This window comes from Calothrix sp. PCC 6303 (genome assembly GCF_000317435.1).
GTDB lineage: Bacteria > Cyanobacteriota > Cyanobacteriia > Cyanobacteriales > Nostocaceae > PCC-6303.
Genome location: NC_019751.1, coordinates 1,953,237 through 1,979,260, shown reverse-complemented (window position 1 = coordinate 1,979,260; position 26,024 = coordinate 1,953,237). Strand labels below are relative to the sequence as shown.

Below are 26,024 nucleotides of genomic sequence, written 5' to 3'. Positions count from 1 at the left end.
TAGTAGATTATTTGAACACCATATTTTTGAGAACTACTTCAATCGCATCAAAACGAATTGGTTTGCTAATATAGTCATTCATACCTGCATTTAAACATTCTTGACGATCTTCTGGACGAGCATTAGCTGTCATGGCAATGATTTGGGGTTGTTTAGATAGTTCTTTGCGAATCTGTCGAGTTGCTTCTAAACCATCCATTTCCGGCATTTGTACATCCATGAATACAACATCGTAAAGTTGCTTTTGTGTGGCTTTAACAGCTTCAAGTCCGTTATTTGCCACATCTGCTTGATAGCCTAATTTCTCTAGCAACTTCAAAGCAATTTTTTGATTTACTAAACCATCTTCAACTAGTAATATCTTTAAAGGCAGTTTTTCAGCAAATTTATGATCATGAACAGGAAGATTTTGTGGTTCAGTACGGGAGTAGGAAAGAATTTTAGTTGAACAATTTCCACTTTGTTTAGACCAAATACCGCGAGCAACTTGTAATAAAGTATTATGCAACTGATAGTGCCGTAAGGGTTTTTGTAAAAAGGCAGTAAATTCAGTTGCAATTGGTTGATGTTCTAGATTTTGCTTACCTTGAGAACTCAACATGATTAAAGTTAAATCTCGCTGGTTAGGAATAGCACGAATTTTTTCTGTCAAGTTGATGTGATGAAAGTCAGGACTGTCAATATCAATTATGGCTATTTGAAACGAATTTTCCTGCATGTAATGCAGTGTCATATTACTTGATTCAGATGATTTCACGTCTAATCCCATATTTTGTAGCTGCCAAGTTAAACAATTTCTCAACTTGGCATTGCCTACTGCTAATAGTAATTTCTTATTAGTCAGTTCTGGTTCAATATGGCTAATGTTGAAGGAAGCAGGATGAACTTGTAGAATGGCAGTGAAATAAAAGGTAGAACCTTTACCTTCTTCACTTTCTACCCACATTCTACCACCCATGATTTCTGATAGTCGTTTACCGATGGCTAATCCTAAACCAGTGCCACCATAACGTCTGGTAGTGGAAACATCAACTTGACTAAAAGCTTGAAACAACCTATCTAAACGATCACGAGGTATACCAACGCCTGTATCACTAATCGCAAATTGCAGTTCGCAATCATGTTGTGAATTTTCCTCTGGTGAAATTTGCTGTTGAGTGGAGATAGTAACAAGAATTTCGCCATCAGTGGTAAATTTTACAGCATTACTAACCAAATTTAAGATAATTTGTCGTAGTCGGGTAATATCCCCAATAATTTGGGTGGGAGTATGGGATTCCAGCTTGTAGATTAATTCAATACCTTTTGCGGTTGCTTGTGAAGCTAACAAATCCAAAGCTTCTTCAACACAAACCCGTAAATCAAAGGGATGTTTTTCCAACTCTAACTTGCCAGATTCAATCTTAGAAAAGTCGAGAATATCATTAATAATAGTTAGTAATGTATCACCACTATTACGAATAGTTTCCACATAGTCTAGTTGTTCTGGTTTCAGGGATGTATCCAACAGCAAATTTGTCATCCCAATAATGCCATTCATGGGTGTACGAATTTCGTGACTCATAACAGCCAGAAAATCACTTTTGGCAAAATTTGCTGCTTCTGCTGCTTGCTTGGCAATTTTGAGTACCTCTTCTGCTTGTTTGCGATCGCTTATATCTAAATGGGTTCCCACCATTCTCAGGGGTTTTCCTTTGCGATCACGACTAACTAATTTGCCTCGATCTAAAATCCACTTCCATTTTCCAGACTTAGTTCGCAAACGGATTTCTGCTTCATAGACAGGAGTTTTACCTTTTAAATGAGCAATTAACCGCTGTTGCATTGAATATCTATCATCTGGATGAATCAAACTATTTCTAGCTTGAATATTATTTTCTAATTCATCTGGCTCATAATCAAGGATTGAAAAGTAGTGTTTGCTACGATAAACATCACCAGTCTGCAAATTCCAATCCCAAAGTCCTTCCTCGACAGCATCAAGGGCTAATTTTAATTGTTCTTCGCTTTTACGTAATTCTCCCCTTTGGGTTGTTAGTTTTGTGTTGAGTTTCTTGGCATCTGCAAGAGATGCATTTTTAGCTTGTAACAAAAATAAATAATCAGAAATAGAGTCATGCAGAGGAAAATCATTAATATTTAAACCTAACTTTTTCAAGTCGGAAATATCAGTTATCCAGGGAGAAGCAAGAAATAATAAAGTATCCAATGCTTCTAAGTATATCATCTGTCCCTTAAGTTGGATATCTTGGTGATGGCATTGCAATAAAAATAGCGATCGCGTTTGCTCTAAAATAGCTTCAAAGCTAGTGGAACATTTAGGACGATTTATTTGAAAATGTAATTCGAGGGGAGCATTAAGGATATCTATAGATTCAAGAAGACGTTGAATGACCTGACCCATTTGAATAACTTTCATTTCCCTATTTATCATCAAATGAAAAGGAAATAAAGAAGCAAATTGGTCAAAGTTAAGACTGAATTTTAATTGTCCTAACTCTGTAATAGGTTCATTTGTCATAGGACTGAGAATTGTCGTATTCAATAGAGAAGCTATCGTAAGTAGAACCTTCCTCACGAGAACGAGTTTGAGTAATATCTATCTTTGTATTAAAACGTTTTCCCAACCCATGCAACAAACCAATTACCATGGGAGTCAATCCTTTGCGAGTTGATTGGTAGTGAAGTTCCATTGATTTCTCGCTGGTATGTTCGCAGTCAAAAGATGGTGGACGGAGTTGAGAAAAACTTAAACCGACTCGTGCGTGGAGATTATCAAGATTCTCCACAAACTGGGGCAAAGAATCACCCGCACTATCTAAAAGATCTCCATAACCTTCAGCTGCTGTGTACGTCACCCAGTATTCTCCAAATGCTTTGAGAATATCCTCTGCTGGCATTTTAAAGACCTCACAAGCAGCTTCTACTAGACGATAAGTTATGTCGTCAGAATAAGCATCCATACTAATAAAAAAATCAACATCTTCAAGTCCAGCTTTTTGCTTAATATTTTCCCAAACTTCTTCACCGTGATTTTGGCAAATCATATCTTGAATTGCTTTATTTACTAAACCATACATATATTTATTTCCTGAATATTTTCTGAATATTTTCTGAATATTGAGATTAATAAAATGTATAATTTGTTTGTTTTATCAAACAAAAACATTTATTAATTTAGAATAGTATTGATAAACAGATGCAGTATATCTTATTCATCAGATATATGTCATCAGGGATAATATTTAAGCTTGAATTAAGAGGCTATTGACAAGCGGCAAGAATAAAGCAGACTAGATGATATTTGAACAGTTATACAAGGTCTAAAATAGGTATCGCCTCAAAATTTAGGCGATAAAGAATCATCCAGGAAGCCATGATTAAGCATCAGGATTGAGGAAGACTTTTCGCAAATAATAATTCCAAGAGATGTAATGTCAGTAATTTTGGAACTTCGTTTTACGTTTCACCGAAAACAATGGGTCTGAAGCTAGAGCACCAGTCCAGTAGAAGTAGTTGACAAGATACATAGTTTTTGCAGAGGCTAATTTATAGGAGAATAAGGAGAATAAGGTATGAGGAGTGCAAACTATGCGTCCATTAATATGGGAACCTCCAATCTCCCTGTCAAGCAAAGAAGAAAAAGTTGCGAAACGTATACGCAAAGCAAAGTTATTTGTATTTTTGCGGCAAATACGACACGAATTATTTGACCCAGACTTCCAAACGGAGTTAGCAAGGGTATTCAAGGACAGTAGTGTTGGTTTATCTCCAATACCACCAGCACAACTTGCACTTGCAGTAATTTTACAAGCATATACAGGGGTTTCAGATGACGAGGCAATAGAAGCGATTGAAATGGATAGGCGATGGCAGCTAGTTTTAGATTGTCTCGATTGTGAACAAGCTCCATTTGGCAAAGGGACACTAGTTAGATTTCGTGCGCTTTTGATGTCAAAGTCTCTTGACCAGAGGATTGTGGCGAAAACAGTTGAAATGGCACATTTTCATGAAGGTTACAATCCGAAGTCGTTAAAAGTAGCCTTAGATTCAAGCCCGTTATGGGGAGCGGCACGTGTGGAAGACACGTATAATTTGTTAGGTCATGCACTAAGGAAAGCATTATTCGTAATAGCTCAGAATTATGAACAGGACGATTCTGGTGTTACAGGCGTTACAGCGACTATCGGTGCAGAAATCATCACGGGAACGAGCCTGAAAGCTGCCTTAGATTTAGATTGGGATGACCCGGAAGCTCGTAATGTTGCACTATCTACAATATTGCAAACATTAGACTCAGTTGAGTCTTGGGTCAAACAAAAAACTGATTTGGATGAAAAAACAAGCACTCAAGTCAACAAGAGCATTGAAGATGCGAGGCAAATTGAATCACAAGATGTTGAGGAGAAATCTGATGGCTCCCCAAAGCTCCGTAAAGGTGTTGCTAAAGATAGACGCATTTCAATTGAGGATGAGGATATGCGTCATGGTCGTAAAAGTCGCAGCCAAAAAAATTGATGGTTACAAACGTCATATTTTCAAAGACTTAGAATTGCAAATGGTAAGAGCTGTTGGTGTTACCAGAGCAAACGAACCAGAAGCATCTGTAACTATGGCAATTGAGTTCGACTTAAATGCCCAGAACGTAACAACTCTTGACATCAAAGAGCTACATATTGACCGTGCATATTTAGCTAGTCATTGGGTTAAACAACGCACACCTGATATGACTATTATTTGCAAGGCATGGAAAGTCCGCAACGGTAATTTTTTTGATAAAAATGCCTTTGTTCTGGATTGGGAAAATCATTTCATTCGCTGTCCCAATGGAGTTAGTTTACCCTTTAATGAGGGGACTGTTGTCCACTTCCCCAAACACGAATGTCAAACCTGTCCTTTACGCTCTCAATGTACAGAGAGTAAGCAAGGTCGCAGTATCTCTATTCACCCTGACGAGTCTCTACTTGTAGAGCTACGGGAACGTCAAACTACACAGAGTGGACGTGAGAAACTCCGCGAGCGCGTTAGTGTTGAGCATAGTTTAGCTCATATTGGTCAGTGGCAAGGAGATAAAGCTCGCTACATTGGCTTACGCAAAAACCTTTTTGACCTTCGACGTATGGCTGTTGTTCATAATCTCCACGTTCTTGCTCGTATGTTTGAAACTAATAATAAAGAAATTTCTAATTTTAATAATTCATACTCTGCCTGATTTGTCAATATCTTCTACTGGACTGGTGCTCTAGGCTGTTGACTCTATACTTTTTTTGAGCTAAAATTTCATACAATATCTGTGACATAACTGGGCTAGAGGCAGAGCCTCAAAGTCAAGGTTCCCAGGCAGAGCCTAGGAACCAGTCGATGACACCAAAATTGTATGAAAGAAAAGTGTTGAAATTACATCAAAATTAACAGCCTAGGTACAGCCTCGTTAAGTTTATGCTGTTTTGTATCGGGGTTAAATCCCCGTTACAAAAAATAATTCCGTAGTTCGCTTCTCGCTTTGCGAGTATTGCGTAGCTTGCTTCCCGCGATAGCGAGTATTGCGAATTGTTTTAAGATCGGGGATTGCCAACAAAACTAATTAGATATTAGCTATTAGCTATTAGCAAAGCTGAACTAACTAAAATCACGGAGCATTTTTTTCAACTCTATACTATGCAATTCTTCCTGTCCAATCATGGTTTTTGCAAATTCTTCTAGATAAATGCTAGCACCTTCGACAATTTCTAATAAAGATTTATAGAGTTCTAGTGCTTTCTTTTCATGTCCTACACTTTCCGATAAAATATCCTTAACAGAATGTTGGTATGATTCTTCCATCGGGGCTATTTTCAAACTAGGATGTCCATCCAAACCAGTCAGAATTTCACCCGCTTGTTGTGCATGTAATAAAGATTCTGTAGCTTGTGCTTGGAAAAAAGTCACAATAGGAATTCGATTAGGACCTGTCACCATTAAAGAGTAGTGAGTGTAGCGAACAACACCCGCTAATTCAAATTCCATAATCGTATTCAGCAAATCAATTGCTTTCTTTTGATCTAGTTCACGCATTTTTGGTTAATTTACCTAAAAAAATAAAACAATAAGTGGAGTCGGTAAGGAGTCAATTTGTACGCACCTAGATTTCATCGGTCTTGTCAGATATTATGACTCTTTACTTTTGACTAATTTCTCGCCTTTCAATAATTCTAACCTCCCACCATAACTATTTCGAGCAAAAACTGATATTCCAGTATTCAATGCTTTGAATATGTTCCTAATGAAATCTCAGTTTCAGTAAATAGAATTTTTGTGTAAGTCAGTTTAGGGACATGGGTTTTGAAAGATACGTTTAGTAAATAACCTATCGATTGAATAGACTTGAGTTGTGGAAAAATTATTTCCAAATATAATTTTGCACCTAATGCGATATTTTATCAATATTTTTGAGAATATTTTAACTTTTGACCTGCCTGTACTGCCTCAAACCCAAAATCAATATTCCCAAAATTAACAATAGAGGCGTTAACCAGTTGCCCCAACGCACATATAGTGTTTTACTCTGACGACGGTAAATTGTCTCTGCGTGGGTTTCGTAGGTGTTGTGTCCGGAAATCCACAAAGTTTTACCATGAGGGTTAACAAAACCAGAGTAACCTGTATTAGTCGCTCTGACTGCCCAGCGATCGCTTTCGATGGCGCGCATGATATCTTGGGCATGGTGCTGCGCTGGCATGGCAACACTGTAATGGGCATTATTTGCCGCACTCAGGATAAATTCTCCGCCAGCGGCAGCTTGACGACGGAATTGCTCAGGAAAGGCTGATTCGTAGCAAATTCCCACAATTGCCCGTCCAAACGGCGTATCAAATATCTGATTTTCTGCACCGGGAACTTGGTGTGCTTCCAAGGGTGACAAACGATTAATAATTCCCCCCAATATCTCTTCAAAAGGAATATATTCTCCGACGGGAACTAATTTGTGTTTGTCGTAGCGGCTAAATACCTCACCAGTTGCTGTAAAAGTAAACAGACTATTATTGTAACTGGTGCCGCGTTCACCAAATCCACCAACCCAAGCGGTTATACCTTTTTCCTTAATTGCTGCAACCAAATTACTATTTTTGATATCCCGGAGAAAAAACGGTAAAGCACCTTCGGGAGTCAAAACAGCATTTACACCTTCATCCACTAATCGAATATACCCTTTAGTGTATCCAGCGATCGCACGTTGAAATCCGACAGGTGACAGCTTAATATCATTACCGATATTCCCCTGAATCACTCCCACCTTCAAAGCTGTCTCTACTGATTCAGCTAGGGGGGTGAGATACAACCCATAACCCACTGCATGAAGTATCAAACATAAACCCAAAGGAGGTAAATAAAAAGGTAATTTAATGGTTCTTCTACGTAACCAACCCTCAGCCAGCAAAGCATTTACAGCAACAATTGCCCCAGTTACCGCACTAGTTCCCGACAACTGTCCCAAATGTAGAATTACAAGATTATACGGAGACTGGGTGTAAGAAATCGAAGTCCACCACAAAGCACCCATACTCCAAAACTGTTCCAAAGCACACCATAGGGCAGTTCCAATAATCACAGAAGAGAAAATTGGCAACGACTTACCCCGATGACTAAGCCGGAATAAAACAGCCCAAACAGAAACTAAAGCCACACCCCACAGTGTAATCAATACCCAACACAAAAACGCGATCGCTAAACTAGTCAACCAAGGTATACCCATCCAAGTCATCGGATGAATCCCAGTAATCCAGAATAAAGCCAAACCGTGATAACCAACACCCCAAAGCGCCGGATAAACCAAAAACCTCCACCACTTCAAACCAGAATCTTCACACCCTTCCCGCACCAAAACCCACAAAGGACTTAAAGCCACCCAAGCCAAAAACCACACATTAAAGGGTGCGACAGTAACACCCATCAACACCCCACCCAGCAAAGCAAATAATTCTCCCCATCCCCCTCTCTCCCCCTCTCTCCCCCTCTCTCTTCCTCTTCTCTGCGGCACTCTGCGCTTCCCTCTGCGAAACTCTGCGTTAAAAATATTAAATAAAAAATATTAAATAAAAAAATATTCCCTGGCATCATCCCACACCAGAGAATATATAACGAATTCTACTCCTCCTCACCCTCAGCCAATTCAGTCATTTCCGCAGTATCGGGAGGAACCACAGCAACCCCAGTTAACGCATCATCCTCATCCAGACGTTGCACCCGCACACCAGTTGCAGAACGGGATTGAACAGAAATAGCATTCACAGCTTGGCGAATAATAATTCCCCGACTAGTCACCATCATAATTTCATCATCATGATTGACAATATGGAGTGCCGCCAGCTTATCCTTACTCTTCTTATTCTTAAACTTAGTTGCCATCAACCCTTGCCCTGCACGGTTTTGGAGACGGAACTGAGCTACAGGTACGCGTTTACCGTAACCACCCATGGTAATTACTAATACCCAAAGACCTTGGGGATCAGCTTCAATTACTTCCTCATTTTCAACCTCTAAAACCTCATCTAGGTTTTCGATTTCTTCTCCCTCAACCTCTTCTACTGGGGCAATTTTCTCCAGAATTGCGGCTGGGAGAATATCCATCCCCACCAATTCATCGCCTTTTTTCAACTTCATGGACTTCACGCCACGGGTTGCCCTACCTAGGGGACGTAATTGGGAGTGATTGCAGCGGAAGTGAATCGCCATACCCTGACGAGAACCAATTAAAACGCTGTCTTCAGGTTTTGCCCGACGTACCCAGCGTAATTGATCACCTTCTTCTAGGGAAATAGCAATCAAACCGTTGGAACGAATATGACTAAAAGCTTCCAAGGCAGTCTTTTTAATGTTGCCACCCCTTGTCAGCATCACCAAATATTCTTCACTGCTAAATTCATCCACATGCACCACCGAGGTAATTTTTTCCTCTTTGGGAATGGGTAGCATTTGCACAATGGGAGTTCCCCTACTTGTCCGGGAACTTACGGGAATTTGGTAGGCTCTGAGGCTGTAAACGACACCGCGATCGCTAAAAAACAACACGCTATCGTGGTCACAGCAAGTTAAGAAATGCTCGATATTATCGTCATCTTTCACCTTGGCAGCAGCTTTACCCCTAGTGGCGCGGTTTTGCGATTCAAAGGTATTTACAGGCATCCGCTTAATGTAGCCCTGTTGGGTGACTAAAATAATTGCCTTCTCGTTAGCGATGAGGTCAATGTCTTCTAAATCACCTTCCCCGTGGGTAATAATTGTCCGTCGTGGTGTCGCGTGGGCTGTCTTAATTAGGGTGACTTCAGTCTCGATAATTTCGAGAATCCGTTCGCGTCTGGCTAAAATATCTTGTAAATCGGCAATTGATACCTGTAAAGCTTCGTGTTCATGACTAATTTTGTCAGCTTCCAGCGCAGTGAGTCGTCGCAATTGCATCTGGAGAATGGCATCTGCTTGAACTTCTGAGAGTCCATAACCAGTAATTAATTCGCCCTTTGCCGTAGGTGAATCTGCCGATTGCCGAATTAAAGCGATGATGGAATCAAGTCGTGCCAATGCAATCAGCAAACCTTGGAGGAGGTGATCTCGTTCTTCGGCTTTGCGGAGTTCATATTGAGTTCGACGGGTAATTGCTTCGACGCGGAAATCGAGGAATACCTGTAAAAACTGCTTCAGTTCGAGAACTTGGGGTTCCCCATTTACTAAAGCCAACATATTCGCGCCAAAATTGGCTTGGATTGGCGTTAATTTGTAGAGATTATTGAGGACAACACGGGGATAGGCATCGCGTTTTAATTCAATCACGATTCGCATCCCATCACGATCGCTTTCGTCGCGGATGTCAGCAATTCCTTCTAGTCGTTTCTCATTTACCAACTCGGCAATTTTTTCTATGAGTGCAGCTTTGTTGGTTTGATAGGGCAACTCGGTGATGATAATTGCTTCTCTGTCGGGACGATTGCGCTGTTCGATGGTTTCAATGTTTGCCACCCCGCGCATTGTGATTGATCCGCGTCCAGTGAGATAAGCCTCTTTGATCCCCGATGTCCCGAGAATTTGCGCTCCTGTGGGAAAATCAGGACCATGGATATACTGCATCAACTCGGCGGTAGTCATTTCCGGGTTGTGAATTAGTTGCACCAAACCATCGATTAATTCGCCTAAGTTGTGGGGAGGGATATTTGTTGCCATTCCCACCGCAATCCCCGAAGAGCCATTGAGTAGGAGTTGGGGAATCCTGGCTGGAAGAACTGTGGGTTCTTGCTGTGAACCATCAAAGTTGTCGGCAAAATCAACAGTTTCTGACTCAATATCTTGAAGGAGTGCCGCACTCGTCAAAGCTTGCAAACGACACTCTGTGTACCGCATCGCCGCCGGGGGGTCATTATCTACCGAACCGAAATTACCATGACCCGATATCAAAGGCGATCGCATGGAAAAATCCTGCGCCATCCGCACCAAAGCATCATATACCGCCGTGTCACCATGGGGGTGATACTTACCCAAAACTTCCCCCACGACACGGGCGCACTTCCGGAAAGGGCGGTCTGACATTAACCCCAACTCGTGCATAGCATAGAGAATACGGCGATGCACGGGTTTGAGACCATCCCTGGCATCTGGTAAAGCCCTACCAACGATGACGCTCATCGCATACTCAAGGTAAGACCTGGACATCTCGTTCCGTAGGTCGGTTGGGATAATCCTCTCCTGAGAGGTTGTCATAACCTAAATTGCTCCAAAAATCGGTGATTTTAGTCTCTTTTGTACAAAAAAAGCGAAATTATTCCCCGCTTATCTCGAATAATTGCTGTATATTGATACAATTTTAGCATGTAGCTTCATTTTTTAGTGACAAAAGCCATTTCTGGGCAGATGAAAAATCGCAAATTAAAAATTAAAAACTGAAAAGACTTTTTCTAAATTATCCTTACGAAAGATGCTTTCGAGAATAGGCGATCAAACATCAAAAGTATTCTTCAATAATTGCTATAGATAAAATTAATTATTTAACTAAAACTTACATTTTATATAAATAATTTTAATCACGATCAAATTAGTCTAAATCTCGGATCTCATATGCCATTCCCAATTATCTATTCCGACGAGTTTCTGGATCACCTAACTGGTGTAGGTCATCCAGAAAAACCTCAGCGTCTACGTGCCATTACAGATTATTTACATACCAGTAAATTTAGCTCACAACTGGAATGGAAATTACCGACACCAGTAAGTGAACGTGATACTATGTCGTTAATATCACAAATACATCAACCAGAATATATTCAGAAATTAGCCCAAATATCTAGTTCAGGCGGTGGTTATCTGGATTATGAAACCATAGTATCTCCACGCAGTTATGAAGTAGCATTATTGGCAGTTAACGCTTGGGTAGATGGCGTTGATATCGTCCTGGAAACTGGAAAACCCAGCTTTGTTTTAGCACGTCCACCTGGACACCATGCTGAAAGAGAAACAGGAATGGGATTCTGTCTATTTTCCAATGCAGCGATCGCATCCGTCTACGCACTCAGCAAACCCGATATCAACCGTGTTGCCATCCTCGATTGGGATGTCCACCACGGTAACGGCACCCAAGCAATCGTTGAAACCAACCCCCAAATTATTTACTGTTCACTCCACCAATATCCCTGTTATCCAGGAACTGGAAAGTATACTGAACGGGGATTTCATCAAAATGTTCTGAATTTGCCCATTCCCCCCGGTAGTAACATCACCACCTACAAATCAGCATTTGAGAAATCTGTAGTCCCATTTATCCAGGATTTTAACCCTGATTTACTCATCATCAGCGCTGGTTATGACGCAAATGCAGCCGATGAACTTGCCCAAATCAACCTTCAACCCCAAGATTACGGCTTATTTACCGAATATTGTCTGGGAATCACTAGTAAAATCCTATTTGGTTTAGAAGGTGGTTATGATTTAGATGCTTTAGCACAATCAGTTATTGCCACAATCGAAAAATGTTTACCTGTAGCTTGTGGGTAATTCCTCATTCAATGTCAGGTATGAATTAATCTGAATTATTGCCTAAGATTTCAGGCAAATACAGCAATTTTCGGGTAATAAACCAGAAGACGTTCCAGTGGAACGTCTCTACAAGGATTTTCGATCCTCAACAAACGCCAAATTAGTTAATATTTGGCAACTCAGCAGATTCAGCATAATAAGTCTCTTTAAGAATTTTAGCCAATTCATCGTTATTTTCTCGTAAACCTTCATAAAAGAAGAAAACTTCACCATGGATGGCAGATTCACGATTGTACTTTAACACCTTCAATAAATCATCTCCACTAATTCTGTAAGAACCAACTTTAGCCAGAATTCCCGGTGCAAATCTAGATAGATATATATTCAAATACTTATCCTTAATTATCCTGTCCAAAACAGCTTTATAACTAGGAAAATCACGACGATAAATTTGGGGATGAATCATATCCACAATTCCCCGTCGTAACCATGTAGGAGTATCTTGCAAATATTCCTTAAAAGCCCAATCATGGACATTGGGAGACATAGAAACAATTAAATTAGGCTTAATTGCCTTGAGTTGTTGATAAAGACTTGCCCAAAACTCCGTCAAAATATCAGCACGCCACTGTAACCATTGTGGAACCTGATGGTGGGGAGGATTAACACCAAATTGCCGACGATAGCGATCGCATGTAACATCATCATAGCCACCTTCCGTTGGTAAGGCTGGTAAACGGTCATCTCCCTGGATGCCATCCACATCGTAATTACTCGCAACCTCAAGTATTAAACTTGACATAAAGTTTTGAACATCCGGATCCAAAGCATTCATCCATTCAAAACCATTTTTCTTCAATAGATTACCACTGCGATCGCGTGCAGCCCAAAGCGGCTTTTCTGCAATTATTCTTCCTCCCTGAGAATTATAAGAACAAGCAAAGCCATATTCAAACCAAGGTATCACCTTCAAACCTACCCCGTGTGCAGCTTCCACAACCTCAGCCAAGGGATCCCGCTCTTGGTATAATGGATTAATGCTAATCCCAAAATTTTCCTGCATCACTTCGCTAGGATATTGAGTGACACCCTGATTCCACACAACCGGGAAAACAACATTAAAACCAGTATCAGCAATAAACTCCATTGCTTCAACAATATTTGCTTGGGAATCAAGAACATGACTATCAGTTGTAGTTAACCAAACTCCCCGAATTTCTGGATTACTCATCATAAATCTACGTCTTAGCTATCTACCATCATGACAAACCAATGGCAACACGAATACATATATACTAACGGCATCGGACTCCACTACGTCACCCAGGGAGAAGGTGAATTAATGTTGATGCTACACGGATTTCCCGAATTTTGGTATTCATGGCGGCATCAAATTAGTGAATTTGCTAAATACTACAAAGTAGTTGCTTTAGATTTACGAGGATACAACGACAGCGATAAACCCACTCAAAAATCTGCCTACACCATGAATGAGTTTATCAAAGATATTCAAGGAGTAATTACAGGGTTAGGATATGACAAATGTATTTTAGTGGCACATGATTGGGGTGGTGCAATTGCTTGGAATTTCGCGCATACTTTCCCCGAAATGTTAAATCAACTAATTATCCTTAACTTGCCTCATCCCGCAAAGTTTGGACAAGGTTTACGCACCTTTCAACAGTTACAAAAAAGCTGGTACATATTTCTATTCCAGCTACCATTACTACCAGAATTTTTAATTAGACTTTCAAATTATAAATTAATTGGATCCATATTCACAAAAACAGCAGTTAATCAAAGCACTTTCCCGATGGATGATATAAATGCCTATAAAGAAGCAGCTGCTAAACCTGGAGCTTTAACAGCAATGCTTAACTATTATCGGAATATTTTCCAACAAAACACATTTGGACATCAATGGAAATTAATCGAAGTTTCCACACTTATTATTTGGGGTGAAAACGATATGGCATTAGGAAAAGAACTTACCTATGGTACTGAAACCTATGTCCGAGATCTACAAATCAAATATATTCCCAATTGTAGTCATTGGGTGCAACAAGAAGAACCCCAATTAGTTAATCAGTATATACGTGAATTTCTCAGTATTACCGCACAATAGCGATTCTGAAACTCAGTGAGCGATATCCCATAAGTATATTGACTTAACTAGTATAGGAATCCGATTTGATTATTGTTGGCGTAGCCTGTGCCTTGCGCTTAAAAATTTCAAAAAATTTCAAAAAAAATTCAGTATATGTAAGGTGTGTTATGGCTTTAGCCTAACGCACCAAAATCCGCAAGACGGTGCGTTACACCTGGTGATCACACACCCCAGGTGTGTGATCAAATCAAATATGATTCATATATTAATATTTCATAAAATTAAAATGAACTATTTCCCAACGAAAGTAAAAATACTTATTTCACCAAATCTGAGAAAAACAATTCACAACTTTTAACAAAGATACTAAAATTGTCATATCTCTTATTAATTAATCAAAAACCTTGCTAAATAAAGATATTAACTCATCCAGAAGCATAGATTTTTAATTAAAGTACTCATTCTTGAGATAGAAATTATCATTATAGTTTCGATAAACTAACACACTAATCGAAATTTAGTGAGATAATTGGAACTGTGAGGACAACAGAAGTAATTATTGGTATTTAAGGGGGATTTATGAAAGTGAAGCTATTGGCTATTTTAACCCTGGCAGCACCCCTAGTATTTAGTAGCGCAGTTCAGGCAGAAAACCCACAGCAAGTACAGCGTCTCTTACAGACAGGCGAGTGCATCAAATGCAATCTGTCGGGCGCTGACTTAACAGGCGCTCACTTAATTGGATCTGATTTACGTGGTGCAAACCTAAAGGGCGCTAACTTATCAAGAGCGAACATCGAAGGCGCTGACTTGACAGGTGCTAACCTAGAAGGTGCTAATCTCAGTTCCACCTTTGCCACCAATGTCAACTTTAAACAAGCAGACCTTGACAGAGTTAACTTTAGTAACGCTAAAATCCATAATTCCAACGTCTACCAAGCATCAATGAACGACATGACTCTTGATGGAGCCGATATCGCTGAGACAGGAATCGGTGTTGGAGGTGAAGACGTTACCATACCTGACTGGGATTAAGCTTAGATCCCAACTTCAAAAAACTAAATAACTTTAGTAACACTTAAGCAAATATTTGTCAATAGTAATACATCTAAAATTAAGGTGAGTTAGCAAGCAATGGGTCTTGCGCTCACCTTTAATTTTTCCCACACCCTCTTCCTATTCTCGATTGAAGCCTGATTTAGGAATCTAGATTCAAGAAACTTCAACAAAGTTTGGGGTTTAATTCCCTGGCTAATGACGGCAGCGCGTTTTGTGTCGGAGTCTGTCTTACAAACTTTAACGGAGGCACAGCCCCCGTTAAGTTTGCGCTAAATCCGCGCTACAAAGCATACTCATTACTCATTACTTATTACTTATTTTTTAACCTCTAAGGGCGCAATACCTTCTGCCCTGATGTTCCTTAGTAGCCCTTGCAACTCAGATACAAACTGAGTTAAGTTTGAAAAGCAAAAAATTAACACCTTTGGCAAAATTCCCTAAAAGGTGACACTATATTGCGATAAAGTAGTCATTGATTAAACTTTGCTACAGAAGGCGATACTCAGCGAGAGTTATCTGAAAATGTTCCAACAAATAAATGATCAAAAATCCGTCATAGCGTAGTTTACTTCCATTTAATGGCATGTAGCGTAAAGCCCTTTGGGCATAGAAGGGATACGCATCGCTGGCACATTTTTTTCGTAGGGTGCGTGACACTTCGATCAATTTGAAACGAAAAATAAGGGTTCTGGTGTCAGACACCAACCTTCTGATTGTGACAATCGCGTAAGTCCTGACCAAATCTAATTTAAAGTATATAGCAATCTCAGTAGCATTTGATATGACATCGGAAACGTCGTTTGATATTTTAGATTCTCTCCAAACGGATATTGCAGAATTAATTGAGCGCTTACCGTCATTAAAAAATCGGCAATTCATCCAGCAAGCCTTATCAACTATTTTACGCCTGACAGATACCGAACTTGAACGAATAGACTGGAAAATACTATCTTCTTCCTTGGCAGATATGGAACGTGGTTTTGAACTTTTCCATACTTACCGCCATGTACGTAAAGTCACAATTTTTGGTTCCGCACGGCTAGCATCAGAAACTCCAGAATACAAAATGGCGGCTGATTTTGCCCGCAATGTTGCCCAATTAGGATTTATGGTCATGACTGGGGGTGGTGGCGGAATTATGCAAGCTGGAAATGAAGGTGCTGGACGAGAAAATTCCTTTGGTTTAAATATTCAGCTTCCCTTTGAACAAAGTGCAAATCCGATAATTGAGGGAGACCCCAAATTAATTAACTTTAAATATTTCTTTACTAGGAAATTATTTCTACTCAAAGAAAGTGATGCAGTCGCTGCATTTGCTGGCGGATTTGGAACCCAAGACGAAGCTTTTGAATGTATGACTTTGAGCCAAACAGGTAAATTTGGTCCTGTACCTTTAGTACTAATTGATCATCCAGGTGGTGATTACTGGCGTTCTTGGAGTGAATATATAGATAAGCATCTACTGCAAACAGGCTTAGTCAGTCCAGATGACCCCAATCTCTACACAATTACAGATAACTTAGAAGTTGCCTGCAATGCCATCACCAGCTTTTATCAGGTTTATCATTCTAGCCGCTATGTAGCAGGTAAACTAATAATTAGACTTAAAACTGATATATCTGATGCGGAACTCGACCAACTAAATATTAACTTTAGTAGTATCCTCATCAAAGGAAAAATTGAAAGAACCCAAGCATTATCTCAAGAAGGACAAGACGAAACTGCTGAATTACCCCGTTTAATCCTACATTTCAATCAGCGTGATTTAGGAAAACTCTATGAGATGATTGCTACAATCAATCGTATGGGTAAACCATCCGCAGAAGATATTGCACATCCAGAATTGAAATAAAATCATATGAAATCAATTGCCTTGTCATAATGACAATTTTGAACACCCACCTACTTAAGGAATGCATATTAAATAAAATGCAAATTTTGATTTTGTGGAAGAGTCATCCTGCCTGCATAATTACATTAACGAGCAAGATGTCCATTCCACAAGATATGTATATTATTTAATTGCTAATTTTTAAGCAGAGTGTGGCAATCCCATCAACTCATTAATATCGGAGATTATGGGATTGCTACCCTGTAGGATGCAAGCTAGGTAATGAAAAACTTATTCTTTTTCCGCGAAATGATACCAATTTGAAAAAACAATGCGACAGATAGATATTTGTAGAGACGTAGCACTGCTACGTCTCTACCGTTGGATCTGCTGCAATCATTATTTGAATTGGTATGAGAACTGAGATGCAACCAACTACAGTCTTCAAGTAGATAGCCTTTAATTATATTTACACAAACGCAAACAATAACATTATGCAAGTTTCCTCCCAAGATTTAACAACAATTTATACGTTGAAACAAAACCTGATTGATTTTGTTTTAGATGCAGAAGATGAACTTGCAAAAGCCTTGGAAAATTATGCAGCAAAGCAGGTTCGTCGAGGTTTTAGTGATAACCTTAAACAAGATACAATTGTTGAGAACTTCGCTTTTGAAGGGGATCAAAATTATTCACCAATAGATTTATTTTTGCAAACTAATCCCCAATTATCAGAATCAGAAAAAAATCTAATTAAAACCTGGCATCAAAGCTTTATGGGTTTGTTTGCAGTCAATCAAATACTAGCTGATGGCTTTGAAGTCATGAATTGGCTGACAGCGAAAAATTACCTTGTAAAACCCGATAACCAAAAAACTCAGCAAGAACTATCTCGCCTGAAAGTTGGGGAAATTATCCATACTCGATTGATTCCCATCACTAGCAATGAATGGACTTTTGCTAACTCTTATATTTTAATGGGAAAATTAGGCAAACCTAAGCTAGCGGTAGCTATTGGAAATTTCAAAGATAATTATAAGCAGCATCTTTATAGTGATGCTCCTGAATTATTAACTGAAGCTTGGGAGTCAGTAGAAATTTATCATCAAGAATTCCAAGATTTTTTCCATGCAGATGAAGTTACTATGTCTGGATATCAGTTAAGTCAGAATATTAATGAGTTTCAAGAAATTATTACCAAAAAGCGTTTAGAAGCAGCTGGCATTGATCCGTCGAAATCGTTTGCAGAAATCATCGAAACAAGCGAAGAACAGGAAGAAATTATCAATAGGGCAGCGGAGGCTGGTGTAGATCAAAAGTTAGTGTCCCAAATATTAAATAGTAAGACTAGCACAGCTAAAATGATTACACCCAAAGTTGATTTACCTGCTGAGATAAAAAAAGCCGACGAAGTTACGGCAATTTCTGATCCTCGTTGGGGGCAAATGTTTTTGGCAACCTATACCAAAATGAAATCAATTTTAGCCGCCGAAAACTGGCGAGATATAGAAGGGTCAGAAAAACTAATTCGTTTTTATTTAGAGGATAAAAGTATTAATTCCTTGATTTGGCATAGATTAGCAGAAATTTATCCCAGGCAACTTGAATCAATACTTCGGGAAATTTTAAACCGTCCAGAGTTTAAGTTAGTTACAGAACTCAATTTAGTATTAGAAGAATTTAACAAATTTACAGAGCCAGACTTACCAGAAACGGCTAGTGTCCCTACACATTTACATAATTTATTTCAAGAAGCATTTGCAGAAGTTAATAAATCCAAAACTAAGGGGAAAGCTCAAAAAGTAACAACAAAAGGCTTTCAGCGTAATTGATATAACTTTAGGACTTACGTATTGACAGAAAACAATAAATATATGTTGCGGGAAAACCATATTTCTCGTAGGGGTTTAGCATTGCTAAACCCCTACCCCACGGTTAATTTATCGCTAAAAACAAATTGGTCAAAGTCTGAAACAAGCTATTTCGGTGAAATCATACCATGACTAATTTGTACAGTGCGTAACTCCTAAACTTGTTCCTTGTCTCCGGAGGCTCCACCCTAGTCAAAATAAGAGGCGGAGCCTCAAAGTCAGAGTTCCCAGGCAGAGCCTAGGAACCAGTTAATAGTGTCTAAAATCACAAACAAAGAACGTCAAATTTCTATCAAAATCAACAGCCCAGCCTCTGACTCTGATCGTGAATTTTTTTTGGCATTAATTCAAATGATGAAAGACTAGGTTTCCTATTTCAGAAAGAAAGCGATCGCATTGTCCGAAGAATGCCTTTATTCTGAGAATTATTGCCAAAATGACATTATTGATATCTTTTTGAGAAAAAGCTTAAGTAACAAATGTGACTGTTAAATCTTATTAACAAGGTGAGGCTAATATAAAGGAGATTTGAGCAAAATATTATGAGTATAGATGAGCTTTTAGTTAGGTATCAATCTGGAGAACGAAGTTTTAAAGGCATTAATTTAATTGGAACCTATTTAAACGGAGTAGATTTAAGCGGAGCCGATTTTCAAGGGGCTTCGATTTGTGAGGCTGATTTAAGTAAAGCAATTTTAGTTGGTACTAACTTAACGGAGGCATCTTTAATTAGAACAAATTTGAGTGGTGCTGATTTAAGTGGTGCTGATTTAAGTGGTGCAAAACTATTTGAAGCCAAGCTGAATGGGGCTAATCTTAAAGGAGCAAAGCTGAAGATGGCAGATTTAATTGATGCTGACTTAAGTGATGCAGAGTTAGTAGAGGCAAATTTGTATGGCGCATATTTAGATGGTGCAACCTGGGAAGGTGCAACTATGCCAGATGGTAGATCTCACAAGTAATAATAAACAAAAATAAGTAAAAAATATCACCAAAGTTCAGATAGACTAAAGTGCTATCAGGATCTTTGGTGCCCAAAACGCCTAAGAGAGCCGTTCCTATAGAATGTCTTTCTGGTGAGGAACTGTCAATGTGGACAATTGACAGAACTGGAGGTTATCACATAGAAGTTGGACGCTTATGCTACAGCACACAGCTGACTAAAAATAACTACCATTTGAGAAATTTATGGATTTACTAGGACATTGGGTATTTGAGTTGATTGGGAATTCACCTGTGGATCTGACTGTGATTGCTCAAAATGTTACAGATGCAGACCTTTTAGGTAATATACAAAAGTCTTTCGGTCATTTTGTTCAAACTGGACAGGCTTGGGCGCTATTGATTGGGTTGGTAATTGGCTATATCATTCGGAATCTAACTAGCTACGGCTAAATGATAAAGGTTAGGAGTTAGTAATCCAAATCAGAAACATTAACTTCTAACTTTAAATAAGCCCTGTAAGGCTGCTTTGAACAACCTTCCCTATATTTATGACCCAACAATCAGAATCCAATTGGAGTCCACGATTTGAATCAGCGCTGCATCCAGCGATCGCTATTTTTAATGCGAGTATTAATTTCGATATTGAGTTAATCGAATATGACTTAACTGGTTCCCAAGCACATGCAAAAATGTTAGCTCATACGGGAATCATTTCTCCAGATGAAGGTGAGCAATTATACGCAGGTTTAGAGCAAATTCGCCAAGAATACCGTCAAGGCAAGTTTAATCCGGGGATTGATGCCGAGGATGTGCATTTTGCTGTGGAACGGCGACTAATAGAAATAGTTGGGGATGTAGGTAAAAAGCTGCATACTGCCCGTTCTCGAAATGACCAAGTAGGTACTGATACCCGGCTTTATTTACGCCATCAAATTCAAGAAATTCGCCAAAAACTGCGGGAGTTTCAACAGGTTTTATTGAGCATTGCTGAAGTAAATATAGAGACTCTGATTCCTGGCTACACTCACCTCCAACGCGCTCAACCCATCAGTTTGGCACATCACCTACTGGCGTACTTTCAGATGGCACAGCGGGACTGGGAACGCTTGGGTGATGTTTCTAAAAGGGTAAATATCTCGCCTTTGGGTTGTGGTGCTTTGGCGGGGACGACTTTCCCTATCGACCGTCACTATAGTGCCAAAATCTTGGAATTTGATGATGTCTATGCAAACAGCTTGGATGGTGTTAGCGATCGAGATTTTGCTATTGAATTCTTAGCTGCTGCCAGTTTAATTATGGTACATCTAAGCCGTCTAGCTGAGGAGGTAATTCTCTGGGCAAGCGAAGAATTTGGCTTTGTCACCCTCAAAGACAGTTGTGCGACTGGTTCTAGCATTATGCCCCAAAAGAAAAACCCTGATGTTCCAGAGTTGGTAAGGGGAAAAACTGGGCGGGTATTTGGTCATTTACAAGGGATGTTGGTAATTATGAAGGGATTACCGCTGGCATATAATAAAGACCTTCAAGAAGACAAAGAAGGCATATTTGATACTGTCAATACAGTTAAGGCTTGCTTGGAAGCAATGACAATTTTGTTAGGGGAAGGGATGGAATTCCGACAAAAACGTCTCGCAGAAGCAGTTTGTGAAGACTTTTCCAATGCCACCGATGTGGCAGATTATTTAGCGACTAAGGGGGTTCCTTTCCGCGAAGCTTATAACTTGGTGGGAAAAGTTGTCAAAACCAGTGTCAGTGCTGGAAAACTCCTCAAAGATCTAACTATAGAGGAGTGGAAACAACTACATCCAGCTTTTGAGGCAGATATCTATGATGCGATCGCACCCCGCCAAGTAGTGGCTGCACGCAACAGTTTTGGTGGCACAGGCTTTGATCAAATCAAAAGCGCGATCGCATCTGCACACCATACCGTGTCACATAAGTAAAGTGGGGAGTGGGGGAGTACCTGAGTTTTAGCTAACAGCAGAATCATTCCCCATTCCCAAACAATAAAGGGTGTACACAAAAATTATGTACACCCTTTACTATTAAAAAAGCTTAAAAAATTTATACGCTCGCCAGGTACCTATTCGGTATCCATTGCTGCTGCGCCTTCATCTTCTTCACTCTTCGGCGGTCTTTGTTGGAATCTTCGCTGCATTCGTCCTGTAGTCGTCCGTTTACGAAACTTACGGGCGTAAGCCTGGTTCCGTAGCGCCTTCTCTTTTTTCGGGTTACGGCGCTTTGCCATGTTCACCTCTAATGAATAAACAACAAAAAAGCTACTACTAAGCACTATTCAGTCGGTTTCACATACCAGCTATCACTGATATGTTTGAGCTTAGTTTAGCTATCATTTTATTTTAAACAGCAATCTAGACTACCTTATATTGCATTGCACTGTCAATGGTCATCCAAAAGGCAGAAGCAAGGGAACTCTCAACAGGCGACACAAAGACTATAGGTGTAATCAATTTTGCTTAACTGACTGGAAAAGTTATCAAGGTTAGGGAATAGCCAAAAGTTCCCGTGTTTTATTTTATCAGGTGCTACTATTGGATCTGTTCCATAGCAGACGCTATGACAAAATCCTAACTCTAGAGAAATTATATAATTCAAAACTCAATTTTTCGGTTTTCGAGAACTTGCCAGAGAAGAAAAAATCTAGAGTAGAATATACGTTTTGAAACTTAAACCTTCTTGCTATTTTTGCAGTGACAATTCAGTTTACACGTAACTTATGGCGTTTTGGACAAACTGTGCTAGGTGTTATTTTTCGTCACCCGATACCTGGTACAAGTATCGTCCCAATTTTGCCAGATGGTCGGATAGTATTAATTCGACGACGAGATGATGGTTGCTGGTCATTACCTGGAGGGATGGTTGACTGGGGAGAAAATATTCCCGATACAATCAAGCGTGAACTAAAGGAAGAAACGGGGCTGAATTTAGTCAAGATTCGCCGTTTAGTAGGAGTATATTCTGCACCTGACCGTGACCCTAGAATCCACTCGATTTGTGTAGTTGTGGAAGTCGATGTTGATGGTGATATGCAAGCTGAAGACACTTTGGAAGTAATGGAAATTCAAGCATTTACACCTGATTCTTTACCATCTGAGAAAATGTCCCATGATCATACTCGGCAATTGCAAGACTACTTAAATGGTTTAACTACACTTGCTTGAGTGTCCTGTAAGCGGTTAGCCTTTAACTATCTTAGTCATATGAACTGACTGACCCCTGGCACCAAATTCTACGGTGTACACACAAGTCTTCTAGAGTTGTATCACTGGCTTTTGATCTCCCAAACCCCCTAGCTCTTACCCTGCGGGAACAACTACGGTGAACAGAGCGCCTGAGGCTATGCTGTCGGCAGGCTGAGTGCTTCGCACACGCCAAAGGCGAACGCCTTTCTGGAATGCCGTAGGCGTAGCCGCCCTGAAAGGGCTAGGGCTATACGCCACGCCCCCCGTAGGATGTCCGCAGGGCTGTAGGGCGAACGCCAAGAATAAGGGGGCAAATGCCTTTCAAATTACCCCTTAAAAAGGCGAGCCACTGCATTGGACGTTTAGCATATGGCGTGGGTTTAGGGTAATCTACGACGATTTTGATTTTGTAACAAAGATGTGTCTACACCGTAGGACACCAAATCAGCGGGATTTTAATCGTTATAAAGCTTGTCTGAGTTCCTCAAAAGAATTGGCTAAAACCACACTTCGCAAAATTCCTTGCAGTTCTTCTAAACTCATAATTTGGGAGATTCGCGGCATTAATTCCAATCCCTCACTACCAAATTTTGCCTCCAAACTCATCTCTATATTAGAAAGCATTTGCTCTTTCCGTCCTTGGGTTTCCCCTCGTGCTTCTCCCTCACGCAATATTTCTAGATACCATGGTGACTCGCGTAAAACTCCCATATCCCACCTCATGATGTCTTTAACTAACCCACTTTCTAGTACAAAAGTAGCAAAAAATGCTAGAACCGTCTCCAATTGATTTAAGTCTTGATCCTGACGTAAAACTTGTAGCGCTTCCCTAATTATAGATTCATCATTCCCTCCTTTGAGAATTGGTACAAAAGGAAGTAATGATGGCAAAGGTTGTTGGAAAGCAACATTAACATCAACTTCCCATAGATTAATTACCCGATAATCTTGAATTGCCCTCAACCCAGCCAGATTTGATGTAAAATTTGTGGGGATTTCCACATCGGTGGTTTGCAAAATATTAATTAAAACTGGGTAAGTTGGCAATTCATATTTTTCCTCTGCAAGTGCCGCATAAGCTCGCATTCTACGGGGCATTTTGGAACTGTAGCGTAATTGTAGTTCGTTTAATACCAAAAATTCTCCATAATCAGGACTACTTGCATGAATTAATACATCTGTTTCTCTACTTATCCATTGAAACTCCCCTGATAAAATTTCACCTGCTTTGATGTTGGGAATATTTGTGACCCATTGCACCCAGTTATCGGGTGCAAGGCTAATGAGTTTTTTAGTGCTTGTATCTGCTGGTTTTGCCATTACTTTTAGATGCACTTTTATCTAGAACCTTCAAACAGGTAGTATAAAATACTTAATTGAGCTTAATTATTAAATTTAAGATGGAAGCTTTGTTTCGTAACTCCCGGAGAAAACTAACTCATGGGTTGCTGTTTTGGCGGGAAGTTGGTCAGGGAATACCAGTAGTATTTTTACATGGGACTTGGAGTGATGGCAGCCAGTGGGTAAGCGTAATGGAAATGCTAGGCAGTGATTTTCACTGTTTAACACCTGATTTACTAGGATTTGGTGAGTCTGAAATTCCCGAAATCCATTACTCTATTGATTTGCAAGTGGAAACTATCGCTGAGTGGATTGAAAAATTAAGACTAGAGAAAGTCTATTTAGTGGGTCATTCTCTAGGAAGTTGGATTGCGGCAAGTTATGCTTTGAAGTACCCTGAACGTGTGAGTGGTTTGGTACTTTTGGCTCCTGAAGGTGTAAAAACTCCAGGAATTGAGCAGTATTGGCGGCAAATGCAGCGAATTTTGAACCGTTCTGAGTTGAGTTTTGCTTTGTTGCGGTTGCTACGTCCCATTGCTAAGGTATTTGGTTGGGAAATCAAGGTTGAGGAAGAATGGCGATCGCGTTTGATAATGGAGCAGTATCCTGTAGGGTGTGAGCTATTATTTAACCGCCAATTACCAGAACTTCAGGCTGAGTTAGTGGACAATCGCTTCAATTTACATCAATGTCGTACTCTGATTTTACATGGTGGTAAAGATCGTCAGGAGGTTTTTACAGCTAGTCAAGCTTACACAAGATTGATATCGGGAGCAAAAATGCAAATAATCACCCATGGGGAAAATGATTTACCCCAGTCATGTAGTGGTGAAGTGGCTGAAGAAATCCGAGATTTCTTAGGTTTACCAGTTATTGGTTAGTTGTTGTCATGATTTTGCTGAGTCCCCAAAATATCAAATTTGCTTCAATGATGATGTGGTTTGCAAGTTGGGGATATAACGATTTTAGGTAGGATTGGATGATCACGCGATCGCCTCCTGTCATCACTACCTGTCCTTGTGGGAAATCTTGCCACCAATTTTCCACAAAATCCCTAATTCCTCCTAACAAAGTATGGATAATTCCACTTTGTATCGCTTCAGAAGTATTTAAAGCGAAACGCTGCGGTAACTGTTTCGGTATCTCTACTTGGGGTAATTGTCCGGTTTTTTGACCCAATGTTGCTAGCTGTAAACCCAATCCTGGTAAAATAGCGCCACCAATTAAGTTTTTGTATTTATCTACACCTGTAAATGTGAGTGCAGTTCCCGTATCAATAACTAAAGCCGGAAAACCAAAATAGCTTCCAGCACCTACTACAGCTAAGGCTCGGTCGATGCCAAAGGTGGAATACAGAGCTTTAATTGGGATATGTTCGAGAGTAATTATTTTGACTAAGGGGTAATTCTGCCAAACCATAAACTGGGCTGGAACTACAGATGCGATCGCAATCTGGATCGGGGATAATTCCCAAGGTGAAATATCGGTTTCTATTTCTGCATTCACTAGATGGAAAAAATCCCCAATATTTTCACATTTAGCTAGCTGCTGCACAGTATCAGCATCAATATAATTGGTATCCCAGGTATCTATGAGGGTTTCACCTCTAAATAATCCCCAGTGCAGACGGGAATTGCCAATCATTAAAGCTAACCAAGTTTCAGGCATACTTA

Annotated in this window: 19 protein-coding genes and 1 pseudogene; 11 read left to right on the top strand and 9 right to left on the bottom strand. The window is 39.8% G+C overall.

What is annotated here, in order from left to right; translation table 11 throughout:
* Window positions 1–7: 7 nt before the first annotated feature.
* On the bottom strand, window positions 8–2,521 hold the full coding sequence (locus CAL6303_RS08105) for a response regulator (protein ID WP_015197355.1): 2,514 nt from the start codon (window positions 2,519–2,521) through the stop codon (window positions 8–10).
* Entirely contained in the window at window positions 2,511–3,080 is a 570-nt protein-coding gene (locus CAL6303_RS08100; protein ID WP_015197354.1) for a heme NO-binding domain-containing protein, read from the bottom strand. The genes CAL6303_RS08105 and CAL6303_RS08100 overlap by 11 nt, the downstream gene beginning before the upstream one ends.
* 511 nt (window positions 3,081–3,591) lie before the next feature.
* Here CAL6303_RS08100 and CAL6303_RS08095 point away from each other — a divergent pair.
* Window positions 3,592–5,212 (top strand): annotated as a pseudogene (locus CAL6303_RS08095) (IS1182 family transposase).
* A 407-nt stretch (window positions 5,213–5,619) separates the two neighbouring features.
* Here CAL6303_RS08095 and CAL6303_RS08090 read toward each other — a convergent pair.
* The 3 genes from CAL6303_RS08090 to gyrA form a co-directional block, all read right to left on the bottom strand.
* Entirely contained in the window at window positions 5,620–6,054 is a 435-nt protein-coding gene (locus CAL6303_RS08090; RefSeq protein WP_015197353.1) for a ferritin-like domain-containing protein, read from the bottom strand.
* Between the two features lie 385 nt (window positions 6,055–6,439).
* Complete coding sequence (gene lnt / locus CAL6303_RS08085; protein WP_015197352.1) at window positions 6,440–8,017, bottom strand: apolipoprotein N-acyltransferase; 1,578 nt, start codon at window positions 8,015–8,017, stop codon at window positions 6,440–6,442.
* 107 nt (window positions 8,018–8,124) lie between these two features.
* Window positions 8,125–10,725: a DNA topoisomerase (ATP-hydrolyzing) subunit A gene (gyrA, locus tag CAL6303_RS08080; protein ID WP_015197351.1), complete on the bottom strand. Its 2,601-nt coding sequence runs from the start codon at window positions 10,723–10,725 to the stop codon at window positions 8,125–8,127.
* A 354-nt stretch (window positions 10,726–11,079) separates the two neighbouring features.
* Between gyrA and CAL6303_RS08075 the strand changes: the two genes are divergently transcribed.
* The gene (locus tag CAL6303_RS08075) at window positions 11,080–12,012 is read left to right on the top strand and encodes a histone deacetylase family protein (protein WP_015197350.1); all 933 of its coding nucleotides are present in this window, start codon (window positions 11,080–11,082) and stop codon (window positions 12,010–12,012) included.
* Between the two features lie 142 nt (window positions 12,013–12,154).
* Here CAL6303_RS08075 and CAL6303_RS08070 read toward each other — a convergent pair whose 3' ends face one another.
* Window positions 12,155–13,225: a glycoside hydrolase family 10 protein gene (locus tag CAL6303_RS08070; RefSeq protein WP_041739246.1), complete on the bottom strand. Its 1,071-nt coding sequence runs from the start codon at window positions 13,223–13,225 to the stop codon at window positions 12,155–12,157.
* A gap of 30 nt (window positions 13,226–13,255) precedes the next feature.
* Here CAL6303_RS08070 and CAL6303_RS08065 point away from each other — a divergent pair, with 30 nt between their 5' ends.
* The 7 genes from CAL6303_RS08065 to argH all read left to right on the top strand — a co-directional run bounded on the left by CAL6303_RS08065 (window position 13,256) and on the right by argH (window position 21,750).
* Window positions 13,256–14,119, top strand: coding sequence for an alpha/beta fold hydrolase (locus tag CAL6303_RS08065; protein ID WP_015197348.1), 864 nt, complete (start codon window positions 13,256–13,258; stop codon window positions 14,117–14,119).
* Between the two features lie 561 nt (window positions 14,120–14,680).
* Entirely contained in the window at window positions 14,681–15,136 is a 456-nt protein-coding gene (locus CAL6303_RS08060) for a pentapeptide repeat-containing protein (RefSeq protein WP_015197347.1), read from the top strand.
* Window positions 15,137–15,941: 805 nt separating this feature from the next.
* On the top strand, window positions 15,942–17,012 hold the full coding sequence (locus CAL6303_RS08055) for an LOG family protein (protein WP_015197346.1): 1,071 nt from the start codon (window positions 15,942–15,944) through the stop codon (window positions 17,010–17,012).
* Between the two features lie 473 nt (window positions 17,013–17,485).
* Window positions 17,486–18,823: a hypothetical protein gene (locus CAL6303_RS08050; RefSeq protein ID WP_015197345.1), complete on the top strand. Its 1,338-nt coding sequence runs from the start codon at window positions 17,486–17,488 to the stop codon at window positions 18,821–18,823.
* A 581-nt stretch (window positions 18,824–19,404) separates the two neighbouring features.
* Window positions 19,405–19,824: a pentapeptide repeat-containing protein gene (locus CAL6303_RS08045; protein ID WP_015197344.1), complete on the top strand. Its 420-nt coding sequence runs from the start codon at window positions 19,405–19,407 to the stop codon at window positions 19,822–19,824.
* Window positions 19,825–20,050: 226 nt separating this feature from the next.
* A complete protein-coding gene (locus CAL6303_RS08040; protein ID WP_015197343.1) occupies window positions 20,051–20,257 on the top strand; it encodes a hypothetical protein in 207 nt (68 codons plus the stop codon).
* 98 nt (window positions 20,258–20,355) lie between these two features.
* Complete coding sequence (gene argH, locus CAL6303_RS08035; RefSeq protein ID WP_015197342.1) at window positions 20,356–21,750, top strand: argininosuccinate lyase; 1,395 nt, start codon at window positions 20,356–20,358, stop codon at window positions 21,748–21,750.
* Between the two features lie 140 nt (window positions 21,751–21,890).
* On the opposite strand, the gene CAL6303_RS30705 is transcribed toward argH, so the two are convergent.
* Entirely contained in the window at window positions 21,891–22,055 is a 165-nt protein-coding gene (locus CAL6303_RS30705; RefSeq protein ID WP_015197341.1) for a hypothetical protein, read from the bottom strand.
* A 463-nt stretch (window positions 22,056–22,518) separates the two neighbouring features.
* Between CAL6303_RS30705 and CAL6303_RS08030 the strand changes: the two genes are divergently transcribed.
* The gene (locus CAL6303_RS08030; protein ID WP_015197340.1) at window positions 22,519–22,989 is read left to right on the top strand and encodes an NUDIX hydrolase; all 471 of its coding nucleotides are present in this window, start codon (window positions 22,519–22,521) and stop codon (window positions 22,987–22,989) included.
* A 483-nt stretch (window positions 22,990–23,472) separates the two neighbouring features.
* Here CAL6303_RS08030 and CAL6303_RS08025 read toward each other — a convergent pair whose 3' ends face one another.
* Window positions 23,473–24,330 carry a hypothetical protein gene (locus tag CAL6303_RS08025; RefSeq protein ID WP_015197339.1) on the bottom strand — a complete coding sequence of 286 codons (858 nt, stop codon included), beginning with the start codon at window positions 24,328–24,330 and terminating at the stop codon, window positions 23,473–23,475.
* 80 nt (window positions 24,331–24,410) lie between these two features.
* Here CAL6303_RS08025 and CAL6303_RS08020 point away from each other — a divergent pair, with 80 nt between their 5' ends.
* Window positions 24,411–25,232 (top strand): alpha/beta fold hydrolase, encoded by an 822-nt coding sequence (locus tag CAL6303_RS08020; protein ID WP_015197338.1) that lies wholly within the window; start codon window positions 24,411–24,413, stop codon window positions 25,230–25,232.
* On the opposite strand, the gene CAL6303_RS08015 is transcribed toward CAL6303_RS08020, so the two are convergent.
* Entirely contained in the window at window positions 25,222–26,019 is a 798-nt protein-coding gene (locus CAL6303_RS08015; RefSeq protein ID WP_015197337.1) for a pantothenate kinase, read from the bottom strand. The two genes, CAL6303_RS08020 and CAL6303_RS08015, sit on opposite strands and share 11 nt — an antisense overlap.
* Window positions 26,020–26,024 lie beyond the last annotated feature (5 nt).

What these genes read in the sequence shown, in the direction of transcription:
- CAL6303_RS08105 (WP_015197355.1), bottom strand. Translation starts at nt 2,521, where the DNA reads ATGACAAATGAACCTATTACAGAGTTAGGACAATTAAAATTCAGTCTT.
- CAL6303_RS08100 (WP_015197354.1), bottom strand. Translation starts at nt 3,080, where the DNA reads ATGTATGGTTTAGTAAATAAAGCAATTCAAGATATGATTTGCCAAAAT.
- CAL6303_RS08025 (WP_015197339.1), bottom strand. Translation starts at nt 24,330, where the DNA reads ATGGCAAAACCAGCAGATACAAGCACTAAAAAACTCATTAGCCTTGCA.
- CAL6303_RS08015 (WP_015197337.1), bottom strand. Translation starts at nt 26,019, where the DNA reads ATGCCTGAAACTTGGTTAGCTTTAATGATTGGCAATTCCCGTCTGCAC.
- CAL6303_RS08050 (WP_015197345.1), top strand. Translation starts at nt 17,486, where the DNA reads ATGCAAGTTTCCTCCCAAGATTTAACAACAATTTATACGTTGAAACAA.
- CAL6303_RS08070 (WP_041739246.1), bottom strand. Translation starts at nt 13,225, where the DNA reads ATGAGTAATCCAGAAATTCGGGGAGTTTGGTTAACTACAACTGATAGT.
- CAL6303_RS08075 (WP_015197350.1), top strand. Translation starts at nt 11,080, where the DNA reads ATGCCATTCCCAATTATCTATTCCGACGAGTTTCTGGATCACCTAACT.
- CAL6303_RS08065 (WP_015197348.1), top strand. Translation starts at nt 13,256, where the DNA reads ATGACAAACCAATGGCAACACGAATACATATATACTAACGGCATCGGA.
- CAL6303_RS30705 (WP_015197341.1), bottom strand. Translation starts at nt 22,055, where the DNA reads ATGGCAAAGCGCCGTAACCCGAAAAAAGAGAAGGCGCTACGGAACCAG.
- CAL6303_RS08090 (WP_015197353.1), bottom strand. Translation starts at nt 6,054, where the DNA reads ATGCGTGAACTAGATCAAAAGAAAGCAATTGATTTGCTGAATACGATT.
- gyrA (WP_015197351.1), bottom strand. Translation starts at nt 10,725, where the DNA reads ATGACAACCTCTCAGGAGAGGATTATCCCAACCGACCTACGGAACGAG.
- CAL6303_RS08045 (WP_015197344.1), top strand. Translation starts at nt 19,405, where the DNA reads ATGAGTATAGATGAGCTTTTAGTTAGGTATCAATCTGGAGAACGAAGT.
- CAL6303_RS08020 (WP_015197338.1), top strand. Translation starts at nt 24,411, where the DNA reads ATGGAAGCTTTGTTTCGTAACTCCCGGAGAAAACTAACTCATGGGTTG.
- argH (WP_015197342.1), top strand. Translation starts at nt 20,356, where the DNA reads ATGACCCAACAATCAGAATCCAATTGGAGTCCACGATTTGAATCAGCG.
- CAL6303_RS08055 (WP_015197346.1), top strand. Translation starts at nt 15,942, where the DNA reads ATGACATCGGAAACGTCGTTTGATATTTTAGATTCTCTCCAAACGGAT.
- CAL6303_RS08040 (WP_015197343.1), top strand. Translation starts at nt 20,051, where the DNA reads ATGGATTTACTAGGACATTGGGTATTTGAGTTGATTGGGAATTCACCT.
- CAL6303_RS08060 (WP_015197347.1), top strand. Translation starts at nt 14,681, where the DNA reads ATGAAAGTGAAGCTATTGGCTATTTTAACCCTGGCAGCACCCCTAGTA.